Annotated in this window: 17 protein-coding genes; 6 read left to right on the top strand and 11 right to left on the bottom strand. The window is 65.2% G+C overall.

What is annotated here, in order from left to right:
• The 7 genes from XH81_RS19205 to XH81_RS19175 form a co-directional block, all read right to left on the bottom strand.
• On the bottom strand, positions 1 to 1,398 hold the full coding sequence (locus XH81_RS19205; RefSeq protein ID WP_028140295.1) for an NAD(P)(+) transhydrogenase (Re/Si-specific) subunit beta: 1,398 nt from the start codon (positions 1,396 to 1,398) through the stop codon (positions 1 to 3).
• Between the two features lie 39 nt (positions 1,399 to 1,437).
• Entirely contained in the window at positions 1,438 to 1,755 is a 318-nt protein-coding gene (locus XH81_RS19200) for a proton-translocating transhydrogenase family protein (RefSeq protein WP_018317801.1), read from the bottom strand.
• 11 nt (positions 1,756 to 1,766) lie between these two features.
• The gene (locus XH81_RS19195; protein ID WP_028140296.1) at positions 1,767 to 2,894 is read right to left on the bottom strand and encodes a Re/Si-specific NAD(P)(+) transhydrogenase subunit alpha; all 1,128 of its coding nucleotides are present in this window, start codon (positions 2,892 to 2,894) and stop codon (positions 1,767 to 1,769) included.
• A 137-nt stretch (positions 2,895 to 3,031) separates the two neighbouring features.
• Complete coding sequence (locus XH81_RS19190) at positions 3,032 to 3,184, bottom strand: aa3-type cytochrome c oxidase subunit IV (RefSeq protein WP_028140297.1); 153 nt, start codon at positions 3,182 to 3,184, stop codon at positions 3,032 to 3,034.
• A gap of 97 nt (positions 3,185 to 3,281) precedes the next feature.
• On the bottom strand, positions 3,282 to 3,668 hold the full coding sequence (locus XH81_RS19185; protein ID WP_097668350.1) for a type II toxin-antitoxin system death-on-curing family toxin: 387 nt from the start codon (positions 3,666 to 3,668) through the stop codon (positions 3,282 to 3,284).
• Positions 3,665 to 3,931, bottom strand: a complete 267-nt coding sequence (locus XH81_RS19180; RefSeq protein ID WP_038948412.1) for an AbrB/MazE/SpoVT family DNA-binding domain-containing protein — start codon at positions 3,929 to 3,931, stop codon at positions 3,665 to 3,667. Before XH81_RS19180 ends, XH81_RS19185 begins: the two co-directional genes overlap by 4 nt.
• A 72-nt stretch (positions 3,932 to 4,003) precedes the next feature.
• Positions 4,004 to 5,911 carry a M3 family oligoendopeptidase gene (locus XH81_RS19175; RefSeq protein ID WP_028140300.1) on the bottom strand — a complete coding sequence of 636 codons (1,908 nt, stop codon included), beginning with the start codon at positions 5,909 to 5,911 and terminating at the stop codon, positions 4,004 to 4,006.
• Between the two features lie 127 nt (positions 5,912 to 6,038).
• On the opposite strand from XH81_RS19175, the gene XH81_RS19170 reads away from it, so the two are divergent.
• The 3 genes from XH81_RS19170 (at position 6,039) to XH81_RS19160 (ending at position 11,991) form a co-directional block, all read left to right on the top strand.
• Positions 6,039 to 7,535: a sigma-54-dependent transcriptional regulator gene (locus XH81_RS19170; protein ID WP_028140301.1), complete on the top strand. Its 1,497-nt coding sequence runs from the start codon at positions 6,039 to 6,041 to the stop codon at positions 7,533 to 7,535.
• A gap of 347 nt (positions 7,536 to 7,882) precedes the next feature.
• Complete coding sequence (locus XH81_RS19165) at positions 7,883 to 10,096, top strand: L,D-transpeptidase family protein (RefSeq protein WP_028140302.1); 2,214 nt, start codon at positions 7,883 to 7,885, stop codon at positions 10,094 to 10,096.
• A 269-nt stretch (positions 10,097 to 10,365) separates the two neighbouring features.
• Complete coding sequence (locus tag XH81_RS19160; RefSeq protein ID WP_028140303.1) at positions 10,366 to 11,991, top strand: DUF882 domain-containing protein; 1,626 nt, start codon at positions 10,366 to 10,368, stop codon at positions 11,989 to 11,991.
• Between the two features lie 57 nt (positions 11,992 to 12,048).
• Here XH81_RS19160 and XH81_RS19155 read toward each other — a convergent pair whose 3' ends face one another.
• From XH81_RS19155 to XH81_RS19145, 3 genes are all read right to left on the bottom strand, one after another.
• Entirely contained in the window at positions 12,049 to 12,474 is a 426-nt protein-coding gene (locus tag XH81_RS19155; protein ID WP_028140304.1) for a DUF1801 domain-containing protein, read from the bottom strand.
• Positions 12,475 to 12,616: 142 nt separating this feature from the next.
• Positions 12,617 to 12,889: a DUF2312 domain-containing protein gene (locus XH81_RS19150; RefSeq protein ID WP_014492426.1), complete on the bottom strand. Its 273-nt coding sequence runs from the start codon at positions 12,887 to 12,889 to the stop codon at positions 12,617 to 12,619.
• A 195-nt stretch (positions 12,890 to 13,084) separates the two neighbouring features.
• Entirely contained in the window at positions 13,085 to 13,396 is a 312-nt protein-coding gene (locus tag XH81_RS19145; RefSeq protein ID WP_028140305.1) for a DUF1244 domain-containing protein, read from the bottom strand.
• Between the two features lie 179 nt (positions 13,397 to 13,575).
• Between XH81_RS19145 and XH81_RS19140 the strand changes: the two genes are divergently transcribed.
• Together XH81_RS19140 and pyk are read left to right on the top strand one after the other, a co-directional pair.
• Positions 13,576 to 14,169, top strand: a complete 594-nt coding sequence (locus tag XH81_RS19140) for a DUF1036 domain-containing protein (protein WP_028140306.1) — start codon at positions 13,576 to 13,578, stop codon at positions 14,167 to 14,169.
• A complete protein-coding gene (pyk, locus tag XH81_RS19135) occupies positions 14,166 to 15,602 on the top strand; it encodes a pyruvate kinase (RefSeq protein ID WP_018317789.1) in 1,437 nt (478 codons plus the stop codon). Before XH81_RS19140 ends, pyk begins: the two co-directional genes overlap by 4 nt.
• 151 nt (positions 15,603 to 15,753) lie before the next feature.
• Here the strand turns inward: pyk and XH81_RS19130 are convergent, their stop codons facing one another.
• The gene (locus tag XH81_RS19130) at positions 15,754 to 16,434 is read right to left on the bottom strand and encodes a TetR/AcrR family transcriptional regulator (protein ID WP_028140307.1); all 681 of its coding nucleotides are present in this window, start codon (positions 16,432 to 16,434) and stop codon (positions 15,754 to 15,756) included.
• A gap of 289 nt (positions 16,435 to 16,723) precedes the next feature.
• On the opposite strand from XH81_RS19130, the gene XH81_RS19125 reads away from it, so the two are divergent.
• Complete coding sequence (locus XH81_RS19125) at positions 16,724 to 18,214, top strand: hypothetical protein (RefSeq protein WP_028140308.1); 1,491 nt, start codon at positions 16,724 to 16,726, stop codon at positions 18,212 to 18,214.
• The last annotated feature ends 21 nt before the right edge of the window (positions 18,215 to 18,235 follow it).

Genomic DNA, 18,235 nt, shown 5'->3' with positions numbered 1-18,235 from the left:
CTACATCGCCTTGACGATGTTCTCGGTGACCTTCTTGGCGTCGCCGAGCAGCATCATGGTGTTGTCGCGGTAGAACAGCGGATTGTCGATGCCGGCATAGCCGGAGGCGAGCGAGCGCTTGATGAACATCACGGTGCCGGCCTTCCAGACCTGAAGAACGGGCATGCCGTAGATCGGCGAGGTCTTGTCCTCTTCGGCCGCCGGGTTGGTGACGTCGTTGGCGCCGATCACGAAGGCGATGTCGGCCTGCGCGAATTCGGAGTTGATGTCCTCGAGCTCGAACACCTCGTCGTAGGGAACGTTGGCTTCGGCCAGCAGCACGTTCATGTGGCCGGGCATGCGGCCGGCGACCGGGTGAATGGCGTACTTCACCTCCACGCCTTCCTTCTTCAGGATGTCGCCCATCTCGCGCAGCGCGTGCTGCGCCTGCGCCACCGCCATGCCGTAGCCGGGCACGATGATGACCTTCTGGGCATTCTTCATGATGAAGGCCGCATCATCCGCCGAGCCGAGCTTGGCGGGCTTCTGCTCGCCGCCGCCACCGCCGGCCGCCGCGGTCTCGCCGCCGAAGCCGCCGAGGATGACCGAGATGAAGGACCGGTTCATCGCGTGGCACATGATGTACGACAGGATCGCGCCCGACGAGCCGACCAGCGCGCCGGTGATGATCAGCGCGGAATTGCCGAGCGTGAAGCCGATGCCGGCCGCAGCCCAGCCGGAGTAGGAGTTCAGCATCGAGATCACGACCGGCATGTCGGCGCCGCCGATCGGGATGATCATGAGCACGCCGAGCGCCAGCGCCAGGATGACGATCAGCCAGAAGTCGAGCGCGCCGCCGGTCAGGACCAGGCGAACGATGAAGAACACCAGCGCCACGGCAATCGCGATGTTGATGATGTGGCGGGCGGGCAGGATGATCGGCGCGCCGCTCATCCGCGCGGACAGCTTCAGGAACGCGATCACCGAGCCGGTGAAGGTCAGCGCGCCGATGGCGACGCCGAGCGACATCTCGACCAGGCTCTGCGGATGGATATTGCCGGGGGTGCCGATATCGAAGGCCTCGGGCGCGTAGAACGCGCCGGCGGCGACCAGCACCGCGGCCATGCCGACCAGCGAGTGGAAGGCGGCGACCAGCTCCGGCATCGAGGTCATCGGCACGCGACGGGCGATCACCGCGCCGATCGCGGCACCGATGGCGATACCGACGATGACGAGCACCCAGGCGAGGCCGTCTGCCGGCGGATGGTTGGCCAGCGTGGTGGCGACCGCAATCGCCATGCCGATCATGCCGAACAGATTGCCCTGGCGCGACGAAGCCGGGCTCGACAGCCCGCGCAGCGACAGGATGAACAGCACTCCCGCCACGAGATACAAAAATGCAGAGAGGTTGGCGCTCATCTCAGGTCCCCATTGATCCCTTCAGCCCGAGGTGGCCGCTTACTTCGACTTCTTCTTGTACATCGCCAGCATGCGCTGGGTGACAAGGAAGCCGCCAAAAATGTTCACGCAGGCGAAAATGAGCGCGACAAAGCCGAAGGCGCGGGCCCAGCCCGAGCCACTCGAGACGTTCGCGACGCCGCCGGCAAGCAACGCGCCGACCACGATCACCGAGGAGATCGCGTTGGTCACGCTCATCAGCGGCGTGTGCAGCGCCGGTGTCACCGACCACACCACGAAATAGCCGACGAAGACGGCGAGGACGAAGATCGACAGCCGGAAGATGAAGGGGTCGACGACCTGTGCAGCATGCTCCATGGCGGGTCTCCTTAAGCCTTCGGCTGGAAGTTCGGGTGGATGACGGCGCCGTCTTTCGTGAGCGCGGTCGCCTTGACCAGTTCATCGTCCCAGTTCACGGCGAGCTTCTTCTCCGTCTTGTCGACCATGGTCTCGATGAAGGAGAACAGGTTGCGCGCGTAGAGGCTGGAGGCCGAGGCCGCGACGCGGCCGGCGACGTTGGTGTAGCCGACGATCTTGATGCCATCGAGGTCGACGACCTCGCCGGCCTTGGCGCCTTCGACATTGCCGCCGCGCTCGACGGCGAGATCGACCAGCACCGAGCCCGGCTTCATCGACTTGACCATCTCGCCGGAGACGAGCTTCGGCGCGGGCCGGCCCGGGATCAGCGCCGTGGTGATCACGATGTCCTGCTTCTTGATGTGCTCGGCGGTGAGCGCGGCCTGCTTGGCCTGGTATTCCCTAGACATCTCCTTGGCGTAGCCGCCGGCGGTCTGCGCGTTCTTGAACTCCTCGTCCTCGACGGCGAGGAATTTCGCGCCGAGCGATTCGACCTGCTCTTTGGTCGCGGGCCGCACGTCGGTCGCGGTCACGATGGCGCCGAGACGGCGCGCGGTCGCGATCGCCTGGAGGCCGGCGACGCCGACGCCCATCACGAACACTTTCGCCGCAGGCACGGTGCCGGCAGCGGTCATCATCATCGGGAAGGCGCGGCCGAACGCCTCGGCGCCCTCGATCACGGCGCGGTAACCGGCGAGGTTCGCCTGCGAGGACAGCACGTCCATCACCTGCGCGCGCGTGATGCGCGGCATCAATTCCATCGCGAAGGCGGAAACGCCGGCATCGGCGATCGTCTTCAGCGCGGCCTCGTTGCCATAGGGGTCCATGATGGCGATGACGAGCGCGCCGCGCTTGTACTGCGCGAGCTCGGAGGCTTCAGGACGCTTCACCTTGATGATGATGTCGGCATCCTTCAGCGCATCTGCGCTGACGGTGGCACCTACCGCGGTGAATTCGGAATCCGGCAGGCCCGATTTGAGGCCGGCGCCCGGCTCGATGGCGATCTCGGCGCCCAGCGCCTTGAACTTCTTCACCGTATCGGGCGAAGCGGCGACTCGCGGCTCGAGCGGATCGATTTCCTTGGCAACGGCGATCTTCATAGGTCCTCCGGCGGCGCGGGACAGCGCGCGCGCAAACTAAGCGTTACTCCCGCGGCGTTCGATACCGGTTTTGGCACCGGCTTGGATGCAAATATTCTGGGCAGCTGCTGCCGCTGGCGTGTGCAGCTGCCGACAGATCAGGTCAGGAAGACCGCCATCAGGATCACGATGAGCGCGACCGAGACCGTGCCGTACTTCACCAGCTTGATGAAGCCCTCGTAGGTCTGCTCGTGGGCAACGTAGTCGTTGCCGTCGGCGGTGCTGTACGCCACTTCGCTATGATCAGCCATGGATTGTCCCCAGTCGAAAGTCGAATTCTTGGGCTGGGATACCTGAAACCTTCGAGCAGGGCAACGGCGCTGGGCAGCGGTTTTCCCGCAAATCGGCTCATTTGGAATCCCAATTGTCGCGGATCCAACGCGTCAGGTTCTCCTCGCTGACCTCGCCGGCAGCGAGCGACAGGATGATGGCTGCCGCTTCAGCCTCGGGTACAACGAAGTCGATGCCGTTCACGCCGAGAAACGTGTACAGCGCCAGCAGCGACGTGCGCTTATTGCCGTCGACGAACGGATGGTTGCGCGCGATGCCGAAGGCGTACGCCGCCGCCAATTCGGGAAGATCGGCGCTCTCGTAAGACCGTTTGTTTCTGGGCCGATCGAGCGCGGATTCGAGCATGCCTTCATCTCGAAGGCCGCTTGCGCCGCCATGGATCGCCAGTTGTTCGTGGTGGATCGCAATGATGATCCGACGCGTCAGCCAGAACGGCTCATTCACTTGGCAAGCTCGGCGAGAGCGTTGTGATAACGCTTCATGCCTCGCCGTGCGACTTCCATTGCTTTTTCGAAGTCAGGATCATGCGGCGTCAGCAACACGCCACCGTCCGACTGCTCCACCGGAAACAGCCTGTCGCCCTCTTTGAGATTCAGACGACCCGCGAGCTCCTTCGGCAGGATAACGCCGATCGAATTGCCTATCTTGCGCACCTGAAGCACGGTGGATTCGTTCTTCAAGTCCTTAGAGCTCGCGTTCTCGTTCATGGCAGCACCTCGTTATACATCTGTATAACACGACCCACCCAATTGTTCAACAAATGTTTTACGGCCCTACACTCAGCCCATCGCCTCGAGCTCGTCGATCATCCCGGCGATGACACTCAGGCCGCCGTCCCAGAACTTCGGGTCCTTGGCATCGAGCCCGAACGGCCGCAGCAACTCGGAATAATGCTTGGTGCCGCCGGCGGCGAGCATGTCGAGATAGCGCTCGGCAAAACCCTCGGCCGCGTTCTCGTAGACCGCATAGAGCGAGTTCACGAGGCAATCGCCGAACGCGTAGGCGTAAACGTAGAACGGCGAATGGATGAAGTGCGGGATGTACATCCAGTAATTCTCGTAGCCCGCCTTGATCTCGATCGCCGGACCCAGGCTCTCGCCTTGCACCGACAGCCAGATCTCGCCGAGCCGCGTCGCGGTGAGCTCGCCGTTCTTGCGCTCGGTGTGGACCGCGCGCTCGAACGAGTAGAACGCGATCTGCCGCACCACGGTGTTGATCATGTCCTCGACCTTGCCGGCGAGCAGCGCCTGGCGCTGTTTTGCATTTTTGGTCTGGGCAAGGAGCCGCCTGAACGTGAGCATCTCGCCAAACACACTGGCGGTCTCGGCCAGCGTCAGCGGCGTCGGCGCCATCAGCGCACCGTTCTTCGCCGCCAGCACCTGATGCACGCCATGGCCGAGCTCGTGGGCGAGCGTCATCACATCGCGCGGCTTGCCCTGGTAGTTCATCAGGACATAGGGATGCGCCGACGGGGTGGTCGGATGCGAGAACGCGCCCGGCGCCTTGCCCGGCCGCACCGGCGCGTCGATCCAGCGATCGGTGAAGAAGCGCTCGGCGATATCGGCCATTTTGGGCGAGAAGCCGCGATAGGCCGTCAGCACCATGTTGCGCGCGTCGGGCCAGCCGATGGTATCGGTCGCGGCAAAGGGCAGCGGCGCATTGCGATCCCAATAAGCCAGCCGCTTCTTGCCGAACCACTTCGCCTTCAACGCATAATAGCGATGCGACAGCTTCGGATAGGCCGCCCGCACCGCGGCGACCAGCGCATCCACCACTTCGCGCTCGACACGGTTGTTCAGATGGCGGGAATCCGCGACGTCCTGAAAACCGCGCCAGCGGTCGGAGATGTCCTTGTCCTTGGCGAGCGTGTTGGTGATCAGCGCAAAGGTGCGCTCATTGGCCTTGAAGGTTTTTGCCAGTGCCTCGGCTGCGCTCTTGCGCTTGGCGCCGTCGCGGTCCTGCAACAGATTGAGCGTCGGCTCGATCGCCAACTCCTTGGCCCCGACCTTGAAGCGCAGTCCGGAGATGGTCTGGTCGAACAGCCGATTGAAGGCGGAATAGCCGGTCTGCGCCTTCTCCAGGAAAAGCTGCTCGAGCTTGTCGTCGAGCTGATACGGCTTCTCCTTGCGCAGATCCTCGATCCAGGGACGGTAGTGCGCGAGCTCGGGCGCTTGCATCGCCCGGTTCAAAATATCGTCATCGACACGATTGAGCTCGAGCGCAAAGAACAGCAAATGCGTGGACGCCGCCGTCAGCCGCTCGGAGACATCGCCGTAAAACTTTGAAATCGCAGGGTCCACGCTGTCGCCGGCGTGGACGAGCCCGGCATAGGAACCGAGCCGGCCGGCAAGATCGTCGATTGCCTCATAGCGTCGCACGGCTTTCGCGAGCCATTTTCCGCCATCTTCGTTTGCTGTCCCTGTCGCCAGCTTGCCCTTGTAGTCGGTCTCGAACGCGACGCAGTCGGCATCCATCGTTTCGAGATCGCGCGCCACTTCCGGCGCATCGATCCCGGAATAGAGATCGGCAAGGTTCCACTCCGGAAGCTTGCCGGTCTTGCTCGCAGGCTTTGCGAGCGGCGTTTTGGAGGACTTTGCCTTGGCGGCGGATTTCTTGGCGGCGGACGTTCTGGCGGCGGATGTTTTGGCGGCAGGCTTGCGGAGAGCAGTCTTGGAGCGCGAATTCATTGTGTGGGAAACCTGTGTTCAACAAGCGCGACGGCGGGCGGAGGCATCAAGGTTTAAGAGTGCGTTAATCGGCTTCGGCCAGAGTGCCCCGATTCGAGACAGATAGTAGTAGCGTGCGGGGAACACCATGGCTGCCAGTATTTTGATCGCCGACGACGACGCCGTAGCCCGCCGGCTGGTCGAGAACATGGTGCAGAAATGCGGCTATGAGACGGTCGTCGTGGACTCCGGTGACGCCGCGATCGCCGTCCTTACCACTCCCGACGCGCCGGCCATCGACGCCGTCATCCTCGATCTCGTGATGCCCGGCCTCGACGGCATGGGCGTGCTGGCGAAAATCCGCGAAGCGGGTCTCAGCGTCCCCGTCATCGTGCAGACCGCCCATGGCGGCATCGACAACGTGATCTCGGCGATGCGCGCCGGCGCGGCCGATTTCGTGGTCAAGCCGGTTGGTGTGGAGCGGCTCCAGGTCTCGCTGCGCAACGCGCTCAACGCCTCCGCGCTCAAGGGCGAATTGCAGCGCATCCGGCACAGCCGCGAGGGCCGGCTGACGTTCTCCGACATCATCACCCGCGCCGAGGCGATGGCTGGCGTGATGCGCGCCGCGCAGAAGGCGGCGAACTCTGCGATTCCCGTTCTGATCGAAGGCGAGTCCGGCGTCGGCAAGGAGATGTTCGCGCGCGCCATCCATGGCAGCGGCGAGCGCAAGGCCAAGCCCTTCGTCGCGGTCAATTGCGGCGCGATCCCCGACAACCTCGTCGAGTCCATTCTGTTCGGCCACGAGAAGGGCGCCTTCACCGGCGCGACCGAGCGGCACATGGGCAAGTTCGTCGAGGCCCATGGCGGCACGCTGTTCCTGGACGAGGTCAGCGAGCTGCCCCTGACTGCGCAGGTCAAGCTGCTGCGCGCGCTCCAGGAAGGCGCAGTCGAGGCGGTCGGCGGCCGCAAGCCCGTCAAGGTCGATGTCCGCATCGTCTCGGCAACCAATCGCCGGCTGCTGGAGCGGGTGAAACAAGGACACTTCCGGGAAGACCTGTTCTATCGCCTGCACGTGCTGCCGCTGACGATCCCCTCGCTCCGGGCGCGGCGCGAGGACATCCCGCATCTGCTCCGGCATTTCCTGGCGCGGTTTGCCGCCGAGGAGAACCGCGCGATCACCGGCATCAGCGGCGAGGCCATGGCCCATCTTGCCCAGCTCGACTGGCCCGGCAACATCCGCCAGCTCGAGAACGCGGTCTACCGCGCCGTGGTGATGAGCGACGGCGACCAGCTCGGCCTCGGCGACTTCCCTCTGCTCGCTTCGCAGCCGCATCCCGTAACCGAGATTCCGACCGCCCCGCTGATGCTCGAGCCGGCGGCGACCCCGTCGGTGGTATCGGGTAATGAAATACCGATCGCGCCGCTCCCGGCGGTAGGCACGCTCGCCCTGCTCACCGCGACCGGCGATGTCCGCTCGCTGGAGGACATGGAGAACGAGATCATCCGCTTCGCGATCTCGCACTACCGCGGCCAGATGTCCGAGGTGGCTCGCCGCCTCAAAATCGGCCGGTCCACCCTCTACCGCAAACTCGACGAGGCCGGGGTTCCCGGACATGGCGGGAAAAGCGGCGAGGAGACGCACTGAGCATCATGCGAACGAGGGTTCGCGCGGCGATGCGGGAGCGGCTGTAAGCCGTTCGCCTGACGACAGAATTCGACTGCTTCTTGAACCGTGACTTGGAAGTGACAGACACAGGGAAAAGCGCGCTGTGCAGGCGCACAATCCGTTGCCAAGAGGCTCCCTTGAAGTCAGTTTGGCGTGAGTTGTCCCGGTTAGCGCTGGCTGCAAAACCGGGGCCTGTATATCGTCTGCGTATGAATCGTTGCTTGCAGGCGTGCAACTTTCGAGAGGCCGGCGCGATTTAGCCGAAGCTCAATAGGCGAAAACAAAGCTGTTCCACGAGGGACAGTTCACCCGAGGGGTGCGACACAATGCGTGACTGTTTGAACCACCGTGCGGGCTTCGACCGTGTCTTGATGACGGTCGCAGCGACCTTCCTCACGGTGTCGGCCAGCTCAGCCCTGGCGCAGGATCAGGCGCGCAGCAGCGCTGCCGAGTTCGCGATCGAAGCCGCGATCCCGCGCCCCGAGCCGGCCAACGTCCCGCCCCCGACCGCCTCCGATATCAAGCTCGACACCACCGCCACGGTGCAGGATTCCGCCAAGGAGCCGGCACAGGCGCCCGTGAAGGCTGACATCGCACCGGCCCCGAACAAGGTCGAGACCAAGCCTTCCGACGTCGCCACCACGCCCGCCGCCGAGGCGCCGAAGGGCGAAACGGCCAATACCGAACCTGCCAAGACCGAGCCTGTGAAGACCGAGCCGGCCAAGGCAGACACCGCCATGCCGGCTGCGCCTGCGGCACCGGCCACGGCTGCGGCCCCTACCGTTGAGCCCGTGAAGGCCGCGAGCAATGTTCCCGCCGCCGACCAGCCGGTCGCCGACAAGCTCAAGGACATCATCGGCGCCAAGACCTCGCGCCATTTCGATCGCAAGAACGAGCGCGCGGCGATCGAGAAGTTTTATGGCGCACGCGACTTCGCGCCGGTCTGGACGCAAGGCGGCAGCCTGACCACCGCGGCCAAGGGCGTCATCGCGCGGCTGAAGGACGCGGCGTCCGACGGCCTCAATCCCGCCGACTATCCGGTGCCGGACTTCGCCAGCGCCACCACGCCCGATGCGCTGGCCGATGCCGAGCTCAAGCTCACCGCCAGCATGTTCGACTATGCGCGCCAGGCCCAGAGCGGCCGCATGCATTGGTCGCAGGTCAGCGGCGACATCCTCTATCCCGAGCATCCGGTCGACCCGAACGAGGTGCTCGCCAAGGTCACGACCGCGACGGACGCCTCCGCTGCGCTCGACAGCTACAATCCGCCCCACAAGCTCTACAAGGAGCTGAAGGCCAAGCTCGCGGAGCTTCGTGGTCAGGGCAGCGGCCCGGTGATCGAGATCGCCGACGGTCCGGCGCTGAAATACACCCCGGCCAGCAAGAAGCAGGCTGAGGTCGTCGTGGAAGATGCGCGTGTGCCGCAGCTTCGCGCCAAGCTCGGCCTTGCCGAGAATGCCGGCGACACCCGCTATGACGCAGCGGTCGCCGACGCCGTGCGAAAATTCCAGAGCGGCGCCGAGATGAAGGTGACCGGCGTCCTCGACGACAAGACGGTCAAGGCGCTCAACACCCCCAAGCGCGACAAGCAGATCGACGTGGTGCTGGTGAACATGGAGCGCTGGCGCTGGCTGCCGCGCGATCTCGGCGCGCCCGCGCTGGGCGATGCCTATGTGATCCTCAACATTCCCGACTACACGCTGAAGGTGATGCAGCGCGGCCAGCAGGTCTGGACCACCCGCGTCGTCACCGGCAAGCCGGGCACGCATGCGACCCCGCTGCTGACCGAGACGATGAAGTACATCACGGTCAATCCGACCTGGAACGTGCCGCCGTCGATCGTCTACAACGAGTATCTGCCGGCGTTGCAGCAGGACCCGACCGTGCTGCAGCGCATGGGCCTCAAGCTCGAACAGAACCGCGACGGCTCGGTGCACATCTCGCAGCCGCCCGGTGAAGCCAACGCGCTCGGCCGCATCCGCTTCAACTTCCCGAACAAGTTCCTGGTCTATCAGCACGACACGCCGGACAAGAACCTGTTCGCCAGGGAAGATCGCGCCTTCAGCCATGGCTGCATGCGCGTGCAGAACCCGGATCAGTACGCGTCCGTACTGCTCAACATCACCATGCCGAACGAGAAGTACACGCCCGAGCGCGTGCGCAGCATGTACGGCAAGAGCGAGATCGACCTGAAATTCCCGACTCCGGTCCCGGTCAACATCACCTATCAGACCGCCTTCGTGGACGATGCCGGCAAACTGCAGTTCCGCAAGGACGTCTATGGCCGCGACGCGACCATGATCAACATCCTGAAGAACAACCGCGGCAAGGATCTCGAGGCCGTCGTTGCGCACTCGCAGCCGAGCTATTCGCGCCCGGCGACGACCCTGCCCTCAGGCGTGGCCGTGGCCAACAATGGCGGTGGCTTCGGCTCGTCGGGCCCGAACTTCTTCGAACGGCTGTTCGGAGGCGGGGCGCCGACCCCGCCGCCGGCTCCGGTCGGCCGCCGGTCCCAGCAGCAGCGGGTGTTCACCCGGTAAGGCTGCGGGAGCTCAGCTTTTCGAATTCCACAACGATATCAACGGCCCCGTCCCATGGATGGGGCCGTTTAACGTTAACCATTGTCCACCCCGCTCCCGGCACCGGGCGTTTTTTTGCCACACTCAACGGGTTAGGATTGTAGCCTGACTTGGTTTGGGCGCGGGAAGGTCAACCTCGAATTAACCTTCTTGCTTTAAGAAAGCGTTCATCCTCTTTCGCACTGCTACGGGGTTGGCGGGAGAGTCCATTTTGAACGCTCGTCGACTGGGTGGGCTCATACGTGCTGACTGGTCTCGCACGCCAATTTACTGTGCTGTCGTTGTCCCATGCGGGAGTGAAGGCCGGATCCCGGATCGGCCTCGCTGCCGTATTGCTGCTTGCTGCCGCGGGTTCAGTCCACAACGCCGCCGCGCTGAGCGAAACCAAGACCCTCTCCTTCCACCACACCCATTCCGGCGAAGACCTGACCGTCACCTTCAAGCGTGATGGCCGCTATGACGAAGCGGCGCTGAAGCAGCTCAATCACTTCCTGCGCGACTGGCGCACCCAGGACGAGACGGTCATGGACCGCCGCCTCTTCGATATCCTCTGGGAAGTCTACCGCGACGTCGACGCCAAGCAGCCGATCCAGATCATCTCCTCCTACCGCTCCCCCGCCACCAACGCCATGCTCCGCCGCCGCTCCTCCGGGGTGGCGCGCTTCAGCCAGCACATGCTGGGACATGCGATGGACTTCTACATTCCGGGCGTGCCGCTGGAGCAGATCCGCTTCGCCGGCCTGCGCCTGCAGCGCGGCGGCGTCGGCTTCTACCCGACGTCGGGCTCGCCCTTCGTGCATCTGGACACCGGCAGCATCCGGCACTGGCCACGCATGACGCATGACCAGCTCGCCCGCGTCTTCCCGGACGGAAAGACGGTGCACTTGCCGACAGACGGCACCCCGCTCAAGGGCTATGAGCTCGCCAAGGCCGAGATCGAGCGCCGCGGCAATGGCGACGACTCCAGCAGCAAGCCGAACTTCTTCGCCGCTTTGTTCAAGGGCAAGTCCGCCGCTCCGGCCGCCAGCAGCGACGAGGACGACGAGGGCGCGCCCGCGCCGGCCGCCAAGCCGGCGGTGCCGACCGTGGTCGCAGCCGCAGCCAAGCCCGCCGATCCGGTGCCGACGCCGCGCGCCAAGCCGCAGATTGCCGCCGCGATCCAGCTCGCCTCGGCCGACGCACAGCTGGTCGCGCCGCCCAAGCCGAAGCCCGCGGCCGTGGCTGACAAGCCGGCACCCAAATCTGCAGAGGGCAAGCCGGAGACTCCGGCCGACATCATCAACGCCCGCGGCTTCTGGGATGATGTCCCGGCCGCGCCGCAGCAGGCGACGCCGGCGCAAATCGCTGCGCTGAAGGCCCGCCAGGCGCTCGCCTCTGCCACCGATCCGCAAGCAACCGCGAGCGTGTCCAACGCGGCCCTTCAGGCGCTGGCTTTCGCGCCGGCCGCCTCCCCGGTTGATCGCGGCAATGTCGTCGCCGCCTCCGCGCCGATCCCGCGCTCGGCCCGTCCCGCGTCACGCAGCATCGCCCAGGCGACCGAAATCAACACGGTGGTCGGCAAGAGCGTCGACGGCGCGGTCGCGACCGCGACCCGCCTCTCCGCCGCCAAGAGCGACAGCATCTGGCTCAAGATCGTGATGCTGTCGCCGAGCGCCAGCCGCGCGATGTCGGTCACGCTGATGGGCGAGCTCGATACGGCCGCGCTGCGCGGCTATTTCGTCAAGCCGCAGGCCGTGATCGCAATGGGCTTTGCCGACGACCCGATGCACGGCCTGTCCTGCGACAGTTTTTCGGGCAGCGCGACCGCGAAGCTCCAGACGACGTCGTTCGTCATGCGCACGGCCGCGCTGCGCTGAGGCGCCGAGCTACCTCCACGAATTCAGTCTCTTCGCTCCATCCAGGCCAAGAACGCCCTACCGCGCTTTCCTCGCTCGCCGGTCCAGATGATACGTCAGCGCCAGCGACAGGCAGACGGATAATTCCCGCATCGGCAGCCTGCCCACCACCGGCAACAACAGCGCCCGGGTCTGCCGGTACTCGAACCGATCGGGAAAGCGTTCGCGGAAGCTATCGATCAGCGTCGTCTTGCAATTGAACAGGATGGCGGCGTGTGCGGGGTCCTTGACGCGGCCGAGCCGGATCGTCGAGCCGCTGCCGGTCTCGTCGGTCAGATACGCCGGCTCGCCCCATTTGAGAGTCTCGGTGAGCCGGCCGACCTCTTCATACGCCGCGGCCGTCGCGAAGATCAGCGCGCGCACCTGAAGCAGCCGCTTGCCGATCGGTGCCGGCAGAGCGCCGAAGGCACGGTTCACCTCGCGCGGCAGCGGCGGCGCAGTCATTCGCGACTCCGTTCGCAAACGAAACACGCGCAATTTTTAGCCCGGATGGAGCGCGGCGCAATCCGGGATTGCTTTCACACTGCGAGAACCCGGATTTCGCTGTGCTCCGGGCTGCCGCAGTCGTGCTTGAGGCGCGACCGCCTCAGAGCATGCCCAGCGCCTGCATGTAGGTCTCGAGAATCGTCTCGGCCTCGGCGCGCTCGTTGGGGTCCTGCTTGCGCATGCGCACGATGGTGCGTAGCGCCTTGACGTCGTAGCCGTTGCCTTTGCTTTCGGCATAGACGTCGCGGATATCGTCGGAGATCGCCTTCTTCTCTTCCTCCAGCCGCTCGATGCGCTCGATGATGGATTTGAGCTGGTCCTTGGCAAATTTCGTCGCGGGCTCGTCGTCGCGGACGGCGGCGGAGGTGGCCATCTAGGTACTCCCAATGGAACTGGCAAAACGAGGTGACGCCGGCATCCCTCACCGCGCGTGCTGGTAGACCCTTAGGGTTGGTACCGACTGCGTTCAAGGCAGCATCGCGCTCGTCCACAGCGCGCCCACACCTTCCTGCGGCGAGGCCAAGAAAGCTGTTGTGTGGTGCGACTCAGCGAGGCGCGCCCGCGCCGTTCAGTGCCCGTGTCCGTGGGGATGGACCTTCTTCATCGTCTCGAGCTGTTCTGGCGTGGCCGTGCCCTGGTATTTCGACTTCCAGGTCTCGTAGGGCATGCCGTAGACGGCCTCTCGGCTCTCGTCCTTGCTTAAGGCGACGCCCTGGGCGTCGGCAGCTTCCTTGAGCCAGTTGGACAGGCAGTTGCGGCAGAAGCCCGCCAGATTCATCATGTCGATGTTCTGGACATCCGTCCGCGATTTCAGATGATCGACCAGACGGCGGAAGGCGGCCGCCTCGAGCTCCGTTCTGGTTTTGTCGTCGATTGCCATGGCTATGTCCCTTGATATCCCTTTGGGCCTGCCCCGATTGCGGTCACCCTTACGGGATCAGGTGGGTCCTGTCACAGATTTTGCCATATCCCGGCGCAAACCGACCCGAACCCGGCCTTGAGGCAGTTCCCCGGCCCCCTACGCCAAATCGCCAATGATCTGATATAGCTTCCGCGACAATGATCGCCGAATCTCCCCGCTTCCCCCTTCGCATGCTCGCCCGGTTGGTCCCGGTGCTGGCAATTGGCCTGCTGTGCTTGTGGAGCAGCACGGCCTCCGCCGATTTCCGTCTCTGCAACAACACGTCGAGCCGGGTCGGCATTGCGCTCGGCTACAAGGACGCCGAGGGCTGGACCACCGAGGGCTGGTGGAACATCTCGTCCCGCTCCTGCGAGACCCTGCTGCGGGGAACGTTGGTCGCCCGTTACTATTACATCTACGCCATCGACTATGACCGCGGCGGCGAGTGGTCGGGGCAGGCCTTCATGTGCTCGCGCGACAAGGAGTTCACCATCCGCGGCACCGAGGATTGCCTCGCGCGCGGCTATGACCGGACCGGCTATTTCGAGGTCGATACCGGTGAGCAGCGGGCGTGGACGGTGCAGCTCACCGATGCCAACGAACAGCCGGCGCAGCAGCGCGTACCCGGCCTCCCCGGTCCGGTTGGCCCGGGCGGGGTTCCGGGTTTGCCCAATAGCCCGCCCGGTGGTACGCCCCCCGCCCCGCCTGGCCTCCCGCCAGCTCCCTCGCCCCCGTCTGGAAATAAGCCATGAGGCGTCTTCGCCGTATCAAGATTCTCGCGACCCTGGGCCCAGCCTCTTCAGACCTCGCGATGATCCGCCGCCTGTTCGAGGCCGGCGCCGACCTATTTCGCATCAACATGAGCCACACCCCGCATGACAAGATGCGGGAGCTGGTGGCGACGATCCGCAACGTCGAGAGCAGCTATGGCCGGCCGATCGGCATCCTGGTCGACCTGCAGGGCCCGAAGCTCAGGCTCGGCTCCTTCGCCGAAGGCTCGGTGCAGCTGCAGAACGGCCAGACCTTCACGCTGGATTCCGACAAGGCCCCCGGCGACACCACGCGCGTCCACCTGCCGCATCCCGAGATCCTGGCGGCGCTGCGGCCCGGCCACGCGCTGCTGCTCGACGACGGCAAGGTGCGCCTGATCGCGGAGGAGACCTCGAAAGAGCACGCGGTGACGCGGGTCGTGGTCGGCGGCAAGATGAGCGACCGCAAGGGCGTCAGCCTGCCCGACACCGACCTGCCCGTCTCCGCCATGACCTCGAAGGACCGCGCCGACCTCGAGGCGGCGCTCGTCACCGGCATCGACTGGATCGCGCTGTCCTTCGTGCAGCGCGCCGACGACGTGATCGAAGCCAAGAAGATGATCCGCGGCCGCGCCGCGGTCATGGCCAAGATCGAGAAGCCGCAGGCGATCGACCGCCTCGCCGACATCATCGAGGCCTCCGACGCGCTGATGGTGGCGCGCGGCGACCTCGGCGTCGAATTGCCGCTCGAGCGCGTGCCGAGCCTGCAGAAGCAGATGACGCGGATGGCGCGCCGCGCCGGCAAGCCGGTGGTGATCGCAACCCAGATGCTGGAATCGATGATCCAGTCGCCGGTGCCGACCCGCGCCGAGGTCTCCGACGTCGCCACGGCCGTCTATGAGGGCGCCGACGCCATCATGCTGTCGGCGGAATCGGCGGCCGGCAAATTCCCGGTCGAGGCGGTCTCGACCATGAACCGCATCGGCGAGGAGGTCGAGCGCGACCCGATTTATCGTTCCGTGCTCACCGCACAGCGTCCCGCGCCGGAATCCACCGCGGGCGATGCCATCGCCGACGCCGCGCGGCAGATCGCCGAGACGCTCGACCTTCCCGCCCTGATCTGCTGGACCAGCTCGGGCTCGACCGCAGTGCGGGTGGCGCGCGAGCGGCCGAAGCCGCCGATCGTGGCGATCACGCCGAACATCACCGCCGGCCGACGGCTCGCGGTGGTCTGGGGCGTGCATTGCGTGGTGGCGGAAGACGCGCGCGACCAGGACGACATGGTCGGCCGCGCCGGCCAGATCGCGTTCCGGGACGGTTTCGTCCGCGCCGGCCAGCGTGTCATCATCGTCGCCGGCGTGCCGCTCGGCATCCCCGGCACCACCAACATGGTGCGCATCGCCTCGGTCGGCCCCGAGGGCGACGCGATCATGTAGGCCCGCCCGGGCACGCCAAACAAAAAGTCGAAAAACAACCCCATACACAGTAGCCGGAGGGCCCGGCGATCGTGCTGTGGTTTTGCGAAAAGGCTCGCTCAGTCAACCACCTGAGCGCCGTCACGCCGGCCGCTTCGTGCACAGGGCGATTTTACGCCCCAACGAGCGCCTTCGCGGCCGGCAGCAGCGTCTGCTGCACCACGAGTCCCCGGGCGCGGGCGTCCATGACGCCGACCGCACGCAGCGCCAGCAGCGTCACGGTCTGCACCGCATCGCGCATCTTGACGGGATCGTCGAGATTGTCAGGCGCTAGCGGCCCGACCAGGGCCTCATGCAGCGCGCCGAGCAAGGCGGTGGCGGCGAGTGCGGTGTCCTGGGCGGGCAGGTGACCGGCACGCACCGCGGCGTCGATCCGGGCGGCAATCTCGCCGGCAATCTCCCGCCGGCTGGCAAGGCGGGAGGCGCTGACATCGACATCGACCGGTTCTGCCAGAATGCCCCAGGCCAGCCGCCGCTGCGACAGGGTGTGGACCGCCACGGTGGTGACGGCGGCCGCCAGCGCCGAGGATGGCCCCGGCGCGGCATCGGCCGCCCGGCGGATCGCCGCGAGCTCATCGCGCGAGACCTCGGCAATGAGCTCGGAGATCAGCTCGGCCTTGGAGGGGAAGTAGCGGTAGACCGTGCCGGCCGCGACATTGGCCCGGACCGCGACGGGCGCGATCTGCACCGCCGCCATCCCGCCTTCCGCTGCAGTCTCCCGTGCCGCCGTCAAGATCGCACTGCGCCGCGCCGCAAGGCGCTTCACCACTTGATGCGTCCGCCGATAAACCATGGCGCGCTTCCTGTCCCACACGCCTGCCGCACGCCCTGCGGCAAAACGCTTCGTCACGCAAAAGATGCAAATCGCCCCGCAAAGACTGAACAACTATTCAGGCGGGATGACAAGACGCAAATGAGCATCCGAAAGCCCGGCACCTCGGGAGAGCACGCGTAAGCATAATAAACGCATCCTTACGCGGGATGACCGCGGTGGATCAGTTTGGTTTACCTCAACTTAAACGCGATCATGGTGATGTGCGGATGCGCCGTCACTGCGTGGTCGATCCCACCCCGAGAGTTCAATGTCGGTTTCCCTGACAAGCAGCGCTCCCGCGCGCGGCTTAGCACGCTGGATCTTGCCGTTCTGCATCGGTGCCGGTGCCTACCTGTTCTTTCTTGGCGTCGGCGACATCATGCTGCGGGATTCCGACACGCTGTGGCAGATCAAGATCGGCCAGTGGATCCTCGAACACCGCGCGTTGCCCCACAACGACATCTATTCGTTCACGCGCGACGGCGAGCCCTGGATCTCGAGTTCCTGGCTATCGCAAGTTTTGTTCGCGCTGGTTTACGAACCGTCGAACTGGGCGGGCGTGGTTATCCTGACGTCGCTCGCGATCGGCGCGACCGCGGCGATTTTCGCGCACCTGATCGACCCCTATCTGGATCCCGCGCGCGCCTTGCTGCTCATCGCCCCAATTCTCGTGATGTCGATGGGCCATTTTTTCGCGCGCCCGCACATGCTGGCCCTGCCTGTCATGCTGGCCTTTGTCGGCGGACTGCTGGCGGCCGCCGACCGGCGCACCGCGCCATCCTGGCTGTTGCTGCCCCTGATGGCGCTGTGGGCCAATCTTCACGGCGGCTTCGTCATGGGTCTAGCGCTGATCGGAGCCGTTGGCCTCGATGCGATCGCGTCCGCCGATCGCAAGGACCGCTTTGCACTGGCCGCACGCTGGACCGTGTTCGGGCTTGCCGCGCTTGCGGCAAGCTGCTGCACGCCCTATGGCTGGAACACGCTCCTCGCGTCGACGAAAATCCTCAACCTCGGCAAGCTGCTCTCGATGATCGGGGAGTGGAGGCCAGCCGACTTCAGCTCGCTCGATCTGTTCGGAGTCAGCCTGCTCGGCTTGATCGCCATTGGCTACTACAGCGGCGTGGTGCTGACCGCGACCCGCATTCTTCTGCTGCTCGGTCTGGTCTGGGCGGCTCTCAGCCACTTCAGGAACATCGAGGTTTTTGCGCTGTTGACGCCGCTCGTGCTGTCGAAACCGTTCGCCGAACATTTTGGAATGACGAGGTCCGTTGCACCCAGGGGAACGGAAACGCGGCCCTCTTTTGCGCTGACCGCGATCGCGGCGCTCGCGATCGTCGCGGCCGGCTGGAGCATCACGCGGTCCTATGCCACACCGCACCGCTATGCCTTCATCAGCGATCCGTCTCCTGCGGCCGCGGTCGACCTGCTCGAGCGGCGGCACGCGCAGCGGATCTTCAGCACCGCGCCGATCGGCGGCTATCTGGTCACCCGCAACATCAAGACCTTCATCGACGGCCGCGCCGAACTGTATGGCGAGCAATTCGTGCTCGACTATTTCGAGGCTGTCGAAGGCAAGAACGTCGAGACCCTGCTGCGCCTGCTCGAAACCTACCGGATCGACGCGACTCTGCTGAACAGGACGGTCCCGGCATCGATGATCATGGACCATTTGCCGGGCTGGAAACGGCTCTATGCGGATGACATCGCCGTGGTCCATGTCCGCGACGACGCACCGACCAAACCCTCCGCGTCACAGTGAGGCACGAACCAAATCTCGAGC

This window comes from Bradyrhizobium sp. CCBAU 25360, assembly GCF_028128695.1.
Lineage (GTDB): Bacteria > Pseudomonadota > Alphaproteobacteria > Rhizobiales > Xanthobacteraceae > Bradyrhizobium > Bradyrhizobium ottawaense.
The sequence above is the reverse complement of the archived record's forward strand: the minus strand, read 5'-3'. Positions and strand labels throughout refer to the sequence as shown.